This window comes from Halovenus rubra, assembly GCF_026586665.1.
Lineage (GTDB): Archaea > Halobacteriota > Halobacteria > Halobacteriales > Haloarculaceae > Halovenus > Halovenus rubra.
Window position 1 is genome coordinate 25,248 of record NZ_JAODIY010000043.1, and the last position, 14,942, is coordinate 40,189.

Genomic DNA, 14,942 nt, shown 5'->3' on the forward strand with positions numbered 1-14,942 from the left:
ACTGGAATGAAAAAATCCGGGGCCAAACTGGACTTAGTCGAACAGTTCTTCGAACACTTTTCCCTGCGCGGCACGGAGATGTTGGTGGTACGTCGGGCGGGCAATATCCATCGCTTCGGCGAGTTCGTTTCCGTCTATCTCTCGTGGCCAATCAAAGAAGCCACCGAGATACGCGGTTCGGAGGGCAGTTTCTTGTCTGTCCGTGAGGCGGTCACTGAGTGCAGCTTTGAAGTCCTGTCTCGTTTCGACGGCCCGCTCGCGTTCGTGATAGCCCAGTAAGTCCGTTCCGGGGTAGCGTTGCTCGACCAGTTCGAACAACTCGCGTGCCTCTGCTTCTGCTGACAGTTCTACTGTGAACCGAGCACCAGCGCCATCGGCAACCACCTCGCGTGTGACTGCACCATACTCGGCAAGCATCGCCAGTAGTGACTCCTCAACGACCAGTTCAAGAAGACACTCGTCTTCGTGTTCAACAATTGCTGTCGTTTCAATGATTTCTTGGTCAGTTTTTGCACGCTCAGATAGCTCCGCTGGGTCAACATCCTCCGCAGAGAGATAGAGTCGCACTGCGCCATCGGAGCGGTAATCAGTGCCGACAACTTCGACCCGGCTATCAGTCGACGCTGCCAGGCGGTTGAACAGGAGGTCGGGACTGTCAACTGCAAACTCTAGTTCAATAATTTCGGTCGCATCGAGGATACGCCCGCGCTCGACAGCATTGATTGCGTTTGCCACCGCCTGACCAAGTGCATCAAGGATAATCCGTTCGCGTTCGTCGAACACTGCAGAATCCCTCGCACAAACAGAGAGGACGCCGTAGGTGGCATCCTTGTAGACTATCGGGATGAGAAGTATTGCTTCGATATCGCTTCTGGCGATGATATCCGACAGCGGTCCGTACACTTCATCCATCTCGGTAAGTACCTGTGTTTCTCTCTCATGATAGGCTCTGGCAACCGGTTCCGTCTCATTCGAGAGGTCAAACGAGCGAGCCTGGATTGGAAGCGATGCATCGCCTTCCCAAGCTGTCGGGACTAATTCTTGACTTGTCACATCAGGCTGTCCTACCCAAGCGTACGCGTACGGGTCAGTGGTCGCCAACTCCGAGACAACACTGCTTTCCAGTTCGTCGCGGGTCCGGGCCTGGACAAGCACCTCAACCGTGTTCTCGACCAACCCATTAACACGCTCAATTAGCCGGTCGGACTGCTCGCGGGCCTCTCTGACTTCCTGCATACGCTTTGCACGCATGCACGCAGCAGCCGCACTCGTCGCCAGCAGTCCAAGAACGTCCTGGTCCATCTCGTCGAACGCGCCCGGTTCTGTCGATGCGACGGTAATCGTGCCGTGGACACCAACAGGATAATACATTGCAGACCGAGCATCCCCGTATTCGAACTCGTTCTCGGCGTCAGTAAGGTCAGAGACAATAGTGGGCTCCCCGGAGCCAAAGACAGTTCCGGGATACCCTTCGCCGACATCATAGGTCGGGCGCTCACCAATCACGCCTTGACCTCCTTCTGAGGACGCAATCGCTTCTAGAGTCCCTGCATCGCTATCGTACAACCGGAAGACGGCAATCTCCTCGTCGAGCAACTCTGTCGCAGCGCTGGCGGCCAGTTCCCCAACGTGCTGTCTGTCACGGGCCTGCATCAGCGAGCGAGTCGTGTTTAGAATCCCCGAAAGTCGCTCCTGTTGTGTAGCCTGTTCGGTGATGTCACGCCCGACCCCAGTTACACCAACAATTTCGCCGACCTCATCGTACAGTGGTGCATTGGCAAACTCGTATGGAATACGGGTATCGTCTTTCGTTTCAAGTGTCGTCTCGACAGAGTGGCTCTGGTCGGTAAGCACAGCGTCAATTGAATTAGTTATCAACTCTGTATCAGACTCGATAACGAAGTCTGTCGGCTTCATCTGTGCGACCTCCTCGGTGTCGTACCCCGTGACCGTTTCGAGGCTGTCGTTCCATTGGATAGGTTGTCCATCGACATCAAACGCATAGACGATGTCGGGAAGACTGTTTAATTGGCTCTCGATAAAGGCCTGCTGTTGTTCGAGTTCCTGCTCGTACGTCTGGCGTTCAAGCATGAGTGTGAGCCAGTCACCCAACATTTCTCCGACAGTCTGTGCGTGTTCGCCGAACCCGTTTTTGAGAGGCTCGTCGTCAGCGAAACAGACTGTCCCGTACTCTTCATCGTCAACAGACAGGACCACACCGAGATAACAGTGGAACCCAAACCGTTCGTATGCGGCCTCGCTTTCGGCACTGTCACCAGTCGGCGTCGTGATCGTATTTGTCTCCCCATCTTCGAGCGTATACTGACAGTAAGTCTCCGAAAGAGGAGCAGTCACACCGTCGGCCAACTGTGGATGGTCACCGACGCTGTAGAGAATTTCTTGGGTATCGTCTTGAATCCGGGTGATGAACCCGTATTCGACACCAAGATGGTCAGTTGTAACAGACAGCATTTGCGTGATTTTCTCTTCGCGAGACAGGTCCAGATCCGAAGCAATATCGTGGAGTTCCTGCAACACGGTATCGTCGCTACCAGTCGTCTCACCCTGTTCTGTGCTGCGTTCTAAAAGCAACAGTGTTCCATCCTCCAGTTGTCGTACAGTCCCGGCGATATCAGCATCGGGCTCCTCAAACTGGATTTCGGTTCCCGTCCCGTCGAGCCGGCGAACCTGGTCGGCCAGCAGAGCGCCACCGGACGGCAGTTCAGATAGGGGACAGCCGTGTGGCTGTGTGTCCGCTGCCCCAAGCAACGCTATGGCAGCCTTGTTGAGATACGTGACAGTTAGCTCGTCGTCACAGAGCACCACGCCGTCGGAAACGTGCTGAAGAATATCGCGACCGATATCGGGTACTATCTCGCTGTCCAGACTCATTCCTAATACTAACTAGGTAGGCATCATACGGTATAAAGACTCCCTCCAGAGGACGAGACGGCACAGATTCTGCGACAAGTGGGTCTCCAGAACTTGTTACCGCTCTTCGACCTGTTTTCCTTCTTGACGGGGCAAAACAGTCTGCTCAGCGTCAACCCATTCCCGGTCAAGTTCCGATCCGTCGAACAACCGGTCGAGAAAGACAGCGAGTGAGGCAATCTCGGAATGTGGCTGGTTGGTGATAGCTACGTTGTAGTCGGCCTGTTCGTACAGCTCGAATGAAACTTTCTCTGCACCGACGACAATCAACAGGTCAGACCCCCGTTGTTTGCCTTGCTCGGTAGTCCCGACCGCCTGTCGAACTTCGGCTTCGAGTTCCTGTATCGGTAACCCATACATCGTAAGATGGACTATAGTCCCATCCCAGTCTTTGACGTAGGCCTGTGGCTCATCGGTGACTTCGACCGAGAAGGGGCCACCGAACCGATTAGTAATGTCTTCGATTGTTTCGCTACGGCTTCCGCCCGCACCCGCGAGAACAGCGCGGTCAGCGCCAAGTGCGCGTGCCGTGAGACCGACGTGTGTAGTCGTTCGCTCATCGCGGCCGGCCCTATGACCGAGTCTCAGTACCGCGACTTCGGGCGTACCCTGCATTGTACGCACAACTGCGGTGTGCAGTCTTATAACGGCCCTGTTCTCTCTGTCGCTTGAAACACAAACGTTCGCCTACGAGAAAAAGGCTTTACCCACCCGGCCTCCTATCAGCAGACAAATGGTACTCGACGATCTTGGGAGTTCACTCCGGGGAACGCTTGACAACCTCCGCGGAAAATCCCGTATTTCAGAGGAGGATGTCGACGGTGTCGTCAAGGAGATACAGCGCTCGCTCATTCAGGCTGATGTTGATATTAGCCTTGTTCAAGAGCTTTCAGACAGCATCAAAACTCGTGCGTTGGACGAAGAGCCACCAGCAGGAACTTCGGCACGTGACTGGGTTCTCCGTATCGTCTACGAAGAACTTGTCGAGTTACTCGGCGACTCGACAGAGTTGCCACTTGAGGAACAGACGATTATGCTGGCCGGATTGTACGGCTCAGGGAAGACCACGACAGCCGCGAAAATGGCTTGGTGGTTCTCGAAAAAGGGGCTTCGACCAGCCGTTATCCAGACAGATACCGACCGTCCTGGCGCGTACGACCAGGCAAAACAGATGGCCGGAAACGCCGAGGTCGACTTCTACGGAGACCCTGATGAAGACGACCCAGTCAAAATCGCAACTGACGGCCTAGAAGCAACCGCTGATGCAGATGTTCGTATCGTCGACACCGCAGGCCGAGACGGCCTGAATGAGGCGCTTATTGACCAGATTGAGCGTATCGCAACCGCAGTCAACCCCGACCGGAACCTGTTGGTGCTGGACGCTGCGATGGGCCAAAGCGCAAGGGACCAAGCCCAAGAGTTTGAGGAGTCAATCGGTATCGATGGTGTCGCAATTACGAAACTTGACGGGACTGCAAAAGGTGGCGGTGCACTCGCTGCGGTCAACGAGACTGACTCGACGATTGCCTTCCTCGGAACGGGAGAAACGGTCAAAGACATCGAGCGCTTCGAGTCCTCGAGTTTCGTCTCGCGGCTGCTGGGGATGGGGGACATCGACCAGTTGGCTGAACGCGTTGAGCGCGCAATGGAGGAGGCCCAAGAAGAAGACGAGGACTGGGACCCAGAGAATATGCTTGAAGGGAGCTTTACGCTCCGGGATATGAAAAAGCAGATGGATGCAATGAATCGGATGGGGCCGCTTGACCAGGTAATGGACATGATTCCCGGCATGGGCGGGGGACTCATGGACCAGTTGCCTGACAACGCAATGGATATGACCGAAGAGCGGATGCGTGATTTCGATATTATCATGGACTCGATGACCGATGAAGAACTTGAGAATCCCCGCATCATCGGTGCGAACCGAACGAAACGAATCGCCCGAGGCTCTGGAAAACCAGAAGAGCGGATACAAGAGTTGCTTCAGCAACATAAGATGATGGACCAGACCCTCCAGCAGTTCCAGGGGATGGGCGACGCCGATATGGAGCGGATGATGCAACAGATGCAGCAAGGAGGCGGTCCCGGTGGCATGGGCGGCATGGGCGGTATGGGTGGTGGCGGCGGCGGCGGTGGCGGCAACCCGTTCAACTAATCAGTGCAGTTCACATCAACGTAGCAGTTGGCCGCTTATCTTTCACTCAGGAGGAGACGACCCGGATTCAAGTAGGGTTTCCCTTATCGTAGTACTGCCCAGCCGCGATGAGAAACGACGTAATCGCCGTAATGAACGCAACAGCACCAATTGCACCGATACCCACACGGAACACAGTCCCCGAAAGCCGCTCAGCGCCAAGCAGGATGAATACTGCAGTCACGAACATAATGAGAACCATTGTCCGAGCTAAACGCCCGACATCAATACCGTCACCTGACATATTGAAGGACCTCGTTTAAGACGCCATCGTACTCAACGCCAGCAGCAGTGTTACCGAGAGAGTGAATCGATTGACAAATCCACATACCGGAGGTAAAGTTGACAAAGGCTACAAACGAGACCATCCCGACATCTCCCTCGACAAATAGCGCAGAGGCGACTGCGCCAATGAATCCCAATATCATGATTGCGTGAGTCACTATTGAGCGGGTGCCAAAGTCAGCCAGTGTTTTTGGTGGGCCAATAGCCATGTCTTGATGTAGGACTACACTAACTTAAATTAGGGTGTACAAACGGGTGCTGGACGACAGTTATGCAGTTACGGGGTTTGAGATTGTCAAATACGAAAGGAGTTGTTTCCTGACCCGTATATTTATTGAACAGAGTTCAGTGTATCTACACATGAGACAGTCCCCACAAACCCAAAACAGTACGCCCTTCACACGACGACAGGTCCTCAAATCGGGTGTGACAGGGGTAACCGCAACGACGCTTGGCCTCGTTCAGGCAGAGGTTAGTCGCGGTGCAGATGCGAACCCTCCGGAGTACGATGACACCACTGTTGTCCGCGAGAGTGTCTGGGTCGAAACGGACACAGATACCGACAATACCGGTGAGTTGGACCGAACCCACGTCAGTATCGCACGGCCACAGTCAGCAGAGCCGCTACCGGTGTTGGTACGGGCAGACCCATACGCTGTACCAGACAACGACCGTGCCGACCTCTCTCCGGACTATCCAAACTATCAGTCTAAGGTGAACTCGACAATGGAAGTCGAGCTGTACCGCCCAGATGCGAGTGTGTCCACACAAGGAAACACCAATACTATTGGTGTCGTTCCCGGTCAGGTGTTCGACCGGTCGTACTACTACGAGAAGGCATTGTTGCCCGAGGGATATATTTTCGCGTATGCTTCTCCTCTTGGAACTGGACTCTCGACAGGCTGTAGTTCTCTGGGTGGTAAGCCTGAAATTGCAAGCATCAAAGCAGTCATCGACTGGCTAAACGGACGGCGAAAAGCATACGATTCCCGCTCTGGTGGCAAGCCAGTCGACGCCGCGTGGACAACGGGAACAACGGGGATGTTCGGTGGCTCGTACCGCGGTACACTAGCAAACGGTGTTGCAGCGACTGGCGTCGACGGGTTAGAGACAATCGTTCCGATTCGCTCGATATCAAGCTGGTATAGTTACGTCCGTTCGAACGGAGCCGTCATCTCGGGAGGCCAAACAACAGCGTCCAGTGCGAATCCTCTCACAATGTTAGCCGCGTTTGTGACGACACGGACTGACAGCGAGTCCTGTGATACCAGCATTGACGAGATGACAAAGAAACTGGACAGGAAGACTGGCAACTACAACGACTTCTGGGCTGAGCGAGATTATACCACTGGTGATAACCAGATAAACGCGAGCGTCCTCGCCGTCCACGGTATCTCTGATACGAATACCCGCCCTCGGCAACTCACCAAATGGCTCGACGTGTTAAGAGACGAAGACGTGCCATACAAAGTGTGGGTTCATCAGGGCGGCCATGATGACCCACGAGAACACGAGAACAAAGAAAAGCCATGGGTCGAGCTACTCAAAAAGTGGTTCGGGTACTGGCTTAAAGACAAAGACAACGGTGTGATGGAACGCCCAACAGCGCTCGTCGAACGCCCCGATAAGACGTTAACTGAAGCAGCCGACTGGCCGTCCGAACGGAGTGAAACGGTACCGTTACGATTGCATCCAAACGGAGAGAATGACGGCCAGCTTATGACGACAGTCCCATCGGAACCAGGAACCGAGACTCTTGTTGACGACTCGACACAGCCACCCACACAGCTTCTTGAGGCAGAATCGCAGGAGAATCGACTAGTGTACCGCACTGAAACACTCGACGGTCCCGTTCGTGTGAGTGGGCAAATCGAACCGCAGCTAACGCTGTCGGTTGACTCACCTGCTGCCCTTCTGAGCGTTGGTCTCGTGGACTTTGGCCCAGATGAGGCTGAAATCGTCACCCGCGGATGGATGAATCTACAAAATCGTGAAACACTCGAACACTCTCGTCGCATCGACCCTGGCACAGAGTATACCGTTACATTTCCCACAGAGCCGGCAGAGCACGTCTTTGAACAGGGACACCGCCTCGGCGTTATGGTGTTTTCGAGCGATTATACCGTCACGAAACGACCACCGAGTTCTCCAGAGTTGACAATTACTCTTTCCGAGAGCCTCATCGATGTTCCAATTGTCGGGGGGACGGCTGCTTTCAAGGCTGCCCTGTCAGGTGAAACTGTGCCAGAGCCCTACGGTGTGACGTACACGTACCCCGGAGAACAGGAAAGCGATGGCGACGCTGGGAGTGAGGAGTCAACGAATGAAACGCCAGCAGAGACAGAGACCACCCCGACAGAAACACCAACAGAGGCGACTAAGACAGAGTCATTGGACGAAGCAACTCCAACGACCGATACCGCCACAGACAGTGAGAGAACCGCCGAGTCACAGAAAGTTGACGATAACGGTGCCGGTTTTGGGGTGGTTAGTGCTGTTTCAGGAGTTGGTGCGCTGGGTTACGTACTGAAACGTCGGTTCCGCGAGCGTCAATAGCACAGAGGGGAACACACTAGAGACCACAACGTACATTTTGTCGGCAGGTGTCTGGGAAGCTATGCCCGGTGCAATCGTCAAATGCGGTGACAGTGTAACTCTCCGCGTGTTCGAACGCGAGGATTTTCCCGTCTGGCAACGCGGTGGGGCCAACCCCGAGTTGCGACACCTGACAGGCAATCCGAAGGCACGCAACCGAGACCAGCTTGAATCGGTCTTTGAATCCGAAGATGTAGAGCAGTTTTTGATTTGTACCAACGATGATGGAAAACAAAGTCCCGTCGATGGCCAGAAGGTTCGCCAGATTGGCATTGCTGTGCTAAAGGAGTGGGGACGAACTCCGTTTCTCGGTCTCTGGCTGTTCCCGGAAGTACACGGGAACGGTTACGGAAAAGAAGCGGCGTCGCTGCTCGTCGAGTACACGTTCAAGAGTTACGACACACCAGCAGTTCGGGCAAACGCATTCGACCACAACCAGCAGTCCCGTGGGTTGCTAGAAACACTGGGGTTCACACAAGAAGGGCGACTCCGCAAGGACGCATTCATCGACGGTGAGTATCGTGACGGTGTCGTCTATGGCCTGCTTCGTGAAGAATGGAACAAAGCATGAGACGGACACTTTCACGCCGGAAACTACTGGCGGTCACTGCAGGTACTGTCGGTGCCACTGCTGGCTGTCAGGCACCAGTCTCCGGCTTCGGTGGTGGCGATGTTGACTTTGATCGGCCAGAAAGCAGCGAAACGCTGGTCGGCCCGTACGAACAGACACTCCTTACAGATGTCAGTCAGTTTCGTGGCTCACTCGAAAACTGGGGTTACTACCCGAACGAGACAGTTCCTGATTCCGTCGAAATTGATTGGCGTATTCCCGAGCACAACACCGGAGACCACTCGGCTGCAAAGGCAAGCGCAGTTCCCCTTACAGATGACGCGATTGTGTTTCCGGGGGATACTGGATACGTGACTGCGCTCTCTTCGGATGGAGATGTTCTCTGGGAGCAGGAAACCGACATGGTCGGCAGGGGAGTTCACGGCACGCCGGTGGTTGCAGAGGGAACCGTGTTCATCGGCGCGTACGATGGCATCCTGTACGCTTTCGATGCCAAATCAGGCACGAAACAGTGGGAAACAAAACTTGGTGGCTCAATTGGTGGGAGCCCAACGTATGATGGGAACGCGGTTTACATCGCCGTGGAGTATGCTGACCCAGAGGGGAGTATATTTGCGGTTGACCCTGGTTCAGGGGATGTTCTCTGGGAAGATGAGAAGGGGCGACCGACCGACCATCCGCATTCGACACCAGCAATCGACCCAGAGGCCGGGATGATGGCACTTGGGTCAAACGACGGAATGCTCTATGGCTGGGAGTATCCCTCACTTGAATTCAAATGGACATTCGAGACAGAGCCACAAAACGAAACTGATGGCGAGATTAAGGAGCCAATTCTAGCATACGACGGTGCTGCGTTTTTCGGCTCATGGGACCGAAATATCTATCGCGTCGATCTCGAAAGCGGGACTGAAGAGTGGTCGTTCGAGACTGGTTCGCTTTCGATGGTCGGTCCGGCCGTCGATCCCACCCGGGACGAAATCTACGCCGGCAGCCATGACGGGTATCTCTATGCACTTGATGCACAGACTGGTAAGGAACGCTGGCGGTTCGAAACTGATCGGCCCCTGACCGGATGTCCCACGGTCTGTCAGAACCGCATTGTCTTCGGGTCGAAAGACCAGACGCTGTACGCTCTCGAAACTGAAACCGGTGAGGAGGTCTGGCATGTCGACCATGACGGGGTCGTGACGAGTACTCCACTCGTTCTCGACGGCGCAATTTATTACGCAGAGCGCGCACCGAACCCAGAGGCTGGTGACGCCGACGGTGGTGCCTACAAGCTCGTTGAAAGTAAATAGTCCGCAAAGAGCAACGCAGTCACCTGCTGAGCGTGTGAGAGGCACTGTCAGATGATGTGGTTCTATCCGCTACCCATCCTTTCTTCCTTGCGGACTCGAAGGTATAGACATGACAGAAGTGGATCCAGCCGAGATATTCCCCAACGAGCGGACACAAAATGCCATTGCGAGCGGCGAGATGACACAAATTCATCGAGGAAACCAGTACGCTGAGGAAGGCGATACGTTCACGCTCGATGGCAAAACGTTCGAGGTCGTCGATATCACTGAACGAACGCTCGGCGAGATGACCGACGAAGATGCACGACGAGAAGGGTCAGACGACTTAGCGGCCTACAAAAAGCGTATGCAGCGTGCCCATGGAGGAAACTTCGAGTGGGACGAAGATGCCGATGTCATTCGCCATCGCGTCGAACACAAAGAGTAACAGAGCTAAACGGTCAACTTATCTCCACTCGTTTTTGCCGCTGATTGTGTTGCCCGATACTGTAGGGCCGTAGTGTGTTTACTCAGTGGCTGGATTCCCTACAGATATAATGAAGAAAGTTCGGATTCACAGTGACAGATACCGTCACACTGTCTCTTTGCTGTAATGGGATTGGCCGAGTCAGAGAGTCCCATCACGACAGTTGAGAGTGAGTGCGAGTCTTGGCCGGTCGTCAAAAAATAACGTAGTGAGGACTACTCCGTCTGTGCGTCCGTTGCGGGTTGGTCCTCGCTACTCGGAGTTGATTCTTCGGGCGGCTCAACGTCGGAATCCGGGAAGTATCCCGATGGACCGAGATATCGCGTCCAGAGGACCAGCATGGACGGAAGCACGAGAACGCTGGCCAAGAAGGCGTAGATAATCGTTAACCCCGTGATGATACCGAACTGCTGGAGAATCGGGAGAATGGCAAAGGCCAGTGTCCCAAACCCGCCAACGGTGGTCGCTGCGCTGCCAAGCAGTGCACCGCCTGTTCCCGTCACTGTCGTATCCAATGCTTTCCAGACATCGCCCTGCCGTCTGAGTTCTAGTTCATACCGTGAACTGATGTGAATGCTGTAGGCGATGCCAAGTCCGACTGTCAATGACGTAATTGTTCCCGTAAGCGTGTTGAACGGAATGTCAAGCAGCCACATCGAACCCAGAATCCAAGTCACAGCAAGTGCCACCGGAACAAGAGTGACGACTCCAAGCGATGCAGGATTACCTGTCAACCGGTAGGCGATTGAGAGGAAGATAAACACTGCAACGAGGGTTATGACGAGTCCCTGAATGACTGTGTCGAGTAGGTCTTTTTGTACCTTGTCGAAGACAACCTGGTCTCCTGCGGGGGTTGAACTCAACCCTCCGGAGCTGACTCCCTCAATACTGCTTGCGACATTCCGGTTGTCTTCAGCGATATCGCCGATACGGGCATCGCCGGTGACACCGAACTGGAGTCGGATTGCCTTTGTTTCACCGTCAGCTTGATAAACAAACTGTGCTGCCTGTGGGTTAACTTCGAGCAAGCGGGTGAACAACTTCTCGACATTCTGGTTGGGAACACCGTCTTCGCCAGTCGACTGCTGGTAGAGCGTTGCAAATCCAGCGAGTGCAGCCTGCCGTTGTGTTCGTTCATCTTCCGGAATTTGTGCTGCTTGGGCCCCTTGAGCGGCAGTTCGCTCCATCACAGATAGGGGCGAAGTTACTGCAGGACCGTTTGGTCCGACAAAGACCGTTTCGAGGTCGCTAACCGACGATCGGGTTTCATCAAGCCATTGGAGTGTCTTCTCGTTCGTAACGTCACCCCGTATCAGCACTTCAGCTTCGTTATCCTCTTGCTGATAGTTTTGACCGATATAGTCAAGATCGTCTGTAATCTGGTACGTTCCGGGGGCCATCGGACCGGGGAGACTCTCTGTCCACTCTGGCGGGCTGTCAGCGAGGAAGTCAGTCTCATCGAAACTTGTATTGACCTGTGACGCCCCGTAGGCACCACCGACTGACAACAACAGCGCCAACACGATAACCACGACTGGGAAGCGGCGCGCCGCTGTGACGCCGCTACTCAACAGCCCGGAGAATATCGAACCACCGGTCCCGAAGGCGCGTTTCTTCCGGTCAATCCCGCGAGCTTCGAGGAAGCCATCAATCTCAATTTTCAGCGCCGGAATAAGTGCGCCGAAAATAAACAGTGCCGCAAAGACACCGAAGGCGGACACGATACCGAAATCCTGTAGCGGGCCAATCGGACTTGTCAAGTTTGCCAAGAACCCGATTGCTGCCGTTGCGGTCACCCAGACAAGTGCTGCACCGACACCGGCAAGGGCAAATGACATCGAATTTCGAACGCTAAGCGAGTCATCACCTTCGATACGCTGTTCACGGTGACGCATGAAGACGTGTATTGCGTAGTCGATTGATAACCCAATTAGCAGGATGGGCACTGAGAGCAGCAGCTGATTGAATGCAACACCGGCCCATCCCATGAATCCGAACGTCCAGACGAGGACGCCGAAGATACCAACAACACCTAAGATGATGTCAAGCAGGTCACGGTAGGCAACGGTCAATGCGACCACAACGAAAAGCAAGGCAAATGGACCAACAATCGCGCCACTATCACCAAGTGACTGGTTTATTTCCTCGTTGAGAAGGCCAAACCCGAACAGCGAGAAATCGGAATCCCGGTCCTGTGCGAGGTCCCGGATTTCAAGCTGTGCGGTAGTGAGCTCTTCAGGGAACGAGTTCGGGTCTTGGACTTCGATATCCAGCTTTTGACGGATAACTGTACTTCCGGATTCAGCCGTCGTATTCCCAGGCTGGTACGAGGCGGGCATGAACGCGCGAGCTCGTTCGCTCCCGTCTTCACCGAGGACGCGCTGGATGAGTCCTTCGAGTTGGGACTTGTCGAGCGACTCGATTGCGGCTTGTTGTTCAGTCAGTGTCGGTGGCCCAGCGTTAGCATCACTGCTTTCTTGCTGGGAGCTAAGGGCTGCGTTAGCGATGACGTTCGCGTAGCCAAAGACAGGTCGGTCGTCGACGAACGTGGTGCTAATGCTCTCGCGCTCTCGTATTTCTTGTTGTAGCGAAAGTGATTCTAGTAGCGATTCTTTGCTGAGTACGTTGTCTCCACGCTGAATGACTTGGACAATTGCTTCGTTACTACCCTCATCGAGCGTGAAGTTCTCCTCGATATAGGATTGTGCGTCCGCAGCCGGTGAATCTGTCTCGAACTGCTCGGTCTGAGATTGTTGCTCTACTTGAGCCATGCCGGCGCCGATAAGAACCGTAACCACCAGCATGACCAGGATTATTGATTTAGTATATGTAGTCAGGAAATCTCCTAACCGGTTGACCAAATTACTCATACTGTTTCCTCCAGACAGCCATCCAAGGTGTATGGCTCATTGAATAGGCTAGTTAATCGTTTGACACAGATAAACGCGTCAGTCTCTCGTTGTGTCTCACTGAGATACCCGAAATTTCATGTTTATTGTTCACGTTATACACATATGCCAAAACACGTACTCGTGCCGGTCGACGGCTCCGACCACTCCTGGGATGCCTTCGATTTTGCCGTCGAGGAACACGATGAAACAGCAGTAACTGCACTTTATGTCATTAACCCGCTTGAGGGAGATTACGAACCCAGTGAAGATACGGCCGAGGCGGTCAAGCGGAGTGAGAAAATTGAAACGGCGGTTCTCGAACGGGAGACAGGCCAAAAACACCCAACGTTTGTGACAAGAAATGGACGGCCAGCGGACGAAATCGTCGACTATGCCAATACGGAAGATATCGACCAGATAGTAATGGGTAGTCGTGGCCTGTCCGGTGTGAAACGAGTGTTGTTGGGAAGCGTAGCTGAGACTGTTGTCCGACGAGCGGAGACTCCGGTCAATATCGTTCGGTAAGCAGGTCCACCGCGGGTGAGAACCCGTTACCGTGGTCTCGAAAACCAAGCTTTAACACGTTCTACTCATGTCCATAGGAGTATGACAGGCGTAGAGAGGTGGCATAGATGAGCCGGGAGTTAACCGAGATTACTGTCGTCGGTGAGGACGATACCGGACTCATTGCGAACGTAACATCGCTGCTGTTTGAGCGCTCAGTCAACATCGAGGACCTCGATCAGGCTGTCCGTGAGGACGTGTTCCGCATGACGATGCGGGTCGATACGTCAGAGATGGTCTGCACCGAAAAAAAGCTACGGACGGACCTGACAGAGCTTGGGGACGACCTCGGTGTCGATATCCAAGTACGGTTCCCTGCCGACCGTGACACACAGCAGATAGCAGTACTCGTAACCAAGGAATCACACTGTCTCGAAGCCATCTTCGAGGCATGGGCCAGCGGCGAACTTGGGGCAGATGTGAGTGTTATAATCGGCAACCACAGCGACCTCGAACCGTTGGCAAGCAAATACGACGTGCCATTCCATGACATCGGCGATGAAAACGGGAATGCTGACGAAGAGAAACTCCTTGAGTTGCTCGGGGAGTACGATACGGACCTGATTGTTCTCGCCCGGTACATGCGAATTTTGAGCCCAGATGTGGTCTTTCGGTACGAGAGCAGGATTATCAACATTCATCCGTCGCTCTTGCCTGCGTTCCCTGGTGCGGAGGCATATCTCCAAGCACTTGAGGCCGGGGTCCGAATCGCTGGGGTGACTGCCCACTACGTAACGACTGACCTCGACCAAGGACCAGTCATCACACAGCGAGCGTTCAATGTTCCGCCAGATGGCGAAGTCGAGGATCTAAAACGGCTGGGACAGCCGCTTGAGGCCGATGCGTTACTGGAAGCGATACAGCTCCATCTGAATGACGACGTAGCAGTGCATCGCGGCCGGACAAAGCTGCGAGAAACTGCAGGCGACGATGTACAGCTTGGATCGCCAGCCGAACTCGACGACGCAAACCCTGACCGACCACTTGACGGACTGGGTGATGTAGTAGCCGAGTCAGGTGAACTTGCAGAGGACGACTAAGTGACATCCTCCGCGCCGTGAACGGCGCGGCTTCCCGGCATGGGAATACCAGCTAAGTTTCGCTGTTGCTGGCAGAGGGTTCCGACCCGTGGAAGGCCGAGAGG

At 54.3% G+C, this 14,942-nt stretch carries 12 protein-coding genes; 7 read left to right on the forward strand and 5 right to left on the reverse strand.

Annotated features, from left to right (window positions below; genetic code table 11):
* Positions 1-33: 33 nt before the first annotated feature.
* Together N5098_RS15970 and N5098_RS15975 are read right to left on the reverse strand one after the other, a co-directional pair.
* Positions 34-2,892: a bacterio-opsin activator domain-containing protein gene (locus N5098_RS15970; protein WP_267638844.1), complete on the reverse strand. Its 2,859-nt coding sequence runs from the start codon at positions 2,890-2,892 to the stop codon at positions 34-36.
* A 96-nt stretch (positions 2,893-2,988) separates the two neighbouring features.
* On the reverse strand, positions 2,989-3,546 hold the full coding sequence (locus tag N5098_RS15975) for a tRNA (cytidine(56)-2'-O)-methyltransferase (protein ID WP_267638845.1): 558 nt from the start codon (positions 3,544-3,546) through the stop codon (positions 2,989-2,991).
* Between the two features lie 118 nt (positions 3,547-3,664).
* Between N5098_RS15975 and N5098_RS15980 the strand changes: the two genes are divergently transcribed.
* On the forward strand, positions 3,665-5,086 hold the full coding sequence (locus N5098_RS15980; RefSeq protein WP_267638846.1) for a signal recognition particle protein Srp54: 1,422 nt from the start codon (positions 3,665-3,667) through the stop codon (positions 5,084-5,086).
* 67 nt (positions 5,087-5,153) lie between these two features.
* On the opposite strand, the gene N5098_RS15985 is transcribed toward N5098_RS15980, so the two are convergent.
* On the reverse strand, positions 5,154-5,369 hold the full coding sequence (locus N5098_RS15985; protein WP_267638847.1) for a hypothetical protein: 216 nt from the start codon (positions 5,367-5,369) through the stop codon (positions 5,154-5,156).
* Positions 5,359-5,619, reverse strand: coding sequence for a hypothetical protein (locus N5098_RS15990; RefSeq protein WP_267638848.1), 261 nt, complete (start codon positions 5,617-5,619; stop codon positions 5,359-5,361). Before N5098_RS15990 ends, N5098_RS15985 begins: the two co-directional genes overlap by 11 nt.
* 151 nt (positions 5,620-5,770) lie before the next feature.
* On the opposite strand from N5098_RS15990, the gene N5098_RS15995 reads away from it, so the two are divergent.
* The 4 genes from N5098_RS15995 to N5098_RS16010 all read left to right on the forward strand — a co-directional run bounded on the left by N5098_RS15995 (position 5,771) and on the right by N5098_RS16010 (position 10,304).
* On the forward strand, positions 5,771-7,966 hold the full coding sequence (locus tag N5098_RS15995) for a CocE/NonD family hydrolase (protein ID WP_267638849.1): 2,196 nt from the start codon (positions 5,771-5,773) through the stop codon (positions 7,964-7,966).
* Positions 7,967-8,027: 61 nt separating this feature from the next.
* Complete coding sequence (locus N5098_RS16000; RefSeq protein WP_267638850.1) at positions 8,028-8,576, forward strand: GNAT family N-acetyltransferase; 549 nt, start codon at positions 8,028-8,030, stop codon at positions 8,574-8,576.
* Positions 8,573-9,877, forward strand: coding sequence for an outer membrane protein assembly factor BamB family protein (locus tag N5098_RS16005; RefSeq protein ID WP_267638851.1), 1,305 nt, complete (start codon positions 8,573-8,575; stop codon positions 9,875-9,877). The genes N5098_RS16000 and N5098_RS16005 overlap by 4 nt, the downstream gene beginning before the upstream one ends.
* Before the next feature lie 109 nt (positions 9,878-9,986).
* Positions 9,987-10,304, forward strand: a complete 318-nt coding sequence (locus N5098_RS16010) for an ASCH domain-containing protein (RefSeq protein WP_267638852.1) — start codon at positions 9,987-9,989, stop codon at positions 10,302-10,304.
* Positions 10,305-10,558: 254 nt separating this feature from the next.
* Here N5098_RS16010 and N5098_RS16015 read toward each other — a convergent pair whose 3' ends face one another.
* Positions 10,559-13,213, reverse strand: coding sequence for an efflux RND transporter permease subunit (locus tag N5098_RS16015; protein WP_267638853.1), 2,655 nt, complete (start codon positions 13,211-13,213; stop codon positions 10,559-10,561).
* A gap of 144 nt (positions 13,214-13,357) precedes the next feature.
* On the opposite strand from N5098_RS16015, the gene N5098_RS16020 reads away from it, so the two are divergent.
* Positions 13,358-13,759 (forward strand): universal stress protein, encoded by a 402-nt coding sequence (locus N5098_RS16020; protein WP_267638854.1) that lies wholly within the window; start codon positions 13,358-13,360, stop codon positions 13,757-13,759.
* Between the two features lie 107 nt (positions 13,760-13,866).
* Positions 13,867-14,838, forward strand: a complete 972-nt coding sequence (locus N5098_RS16025; RefSeq protein WP_267638855.1) for a formyltetrahydrofolate deformylase — start codon at positions 13,867-13,869, stop codon at positions 14,836-14,838.
* Positions 14,839-14,942: the final 104 nt, after the last annotated feature.

Excerpts from the sequence above, each read along its gene's own strand:
- N5098_RS15970 (WP_267638844.1), bottom strand. The coding sequence starts at position 2,892 with ATGAGTCTGGACAGCGAGATAGTACCCGATATCGGTCGCGATATTCTT.
- N5098_RS15975 (WP_267638845.1), bottom strand. The coding sequence starts at position 3,546 with ATGCAGGGTACGCCCGAAGTCGCGGTACTGAGACTCGGTCATAGGGCC.
- N5098_RS15980 (WP_267638846.1), top strand. The coding sequence starts at position 3,665 with ATGGTACTCGACGATCTTGGGAGTTCACTCCGGGGAACGCTTGACAAC.
- N5098_RS15985 (WP_267638847.1), bottom strand. The coding sequence starts at position 5,369 with ATGTCAGGTGACGGTATTGATGTCGGGCGTTTAGCTCGGACAATGGTT.
- N5098_RS15990 (WP_267638848.1), bottom strand. The coding sequence starts at position 5,619 with ATGGCTATTGGCCCACCAAAAACACTGGCTGACTTTGGCACCCGCTCA.
- N5098_RS15995 (WP_267638849.1), top strand. The coding sequence starts at position 5,771 with ATGAGACAGTCCCCACAAACCCAAAACAGTACGCCCTTCACACGACGA.
- N5098_RS16000 (WP_267638850.1), top strand. The coding sequence starts at position 8,028 with ATGCCCGGTGCAATCGTCAAATGCGGTGACAGTGTAACTCTCCGCGTG.
- N5098_RS16005 (WP_267638851.1), top strand. The coding sequence starts at position 8,573 with ATGAGACGGACACTTTCACGCCGGAAACTACTGGCGGTCACTGCAGGT.
- N5098_RS16010 (WP_267638852.1), top strand. The coding sequence starts at position 9,987 with ATGACAGAAGTGGATCCAGCCGAGATATTCCCCAACGAGCGGACACAA.
- N5098_RS16015 (WP_267638853.1), bottom strand. The coding sequence starts at position 13,213 with ATGAGTAATTTGGTCAACCGGTTAGGAGATTTCCTGACTACATATACT.
- N5098_RS16020 (WP_267638854.1), top strand. The coding sequence starts at position 13,358 with ATGCCAAAACACGTACTCGTGCCGGTCGACGGCTCCGACCACTCCTGG.
- N5098_RS16025 (WP_267638855.1), top strand. The coding sequence starts at position 13,867 with ATGAGCCGGGAGTTAACCGAGATTACTGTCGTCGGTGAGGACGATACC.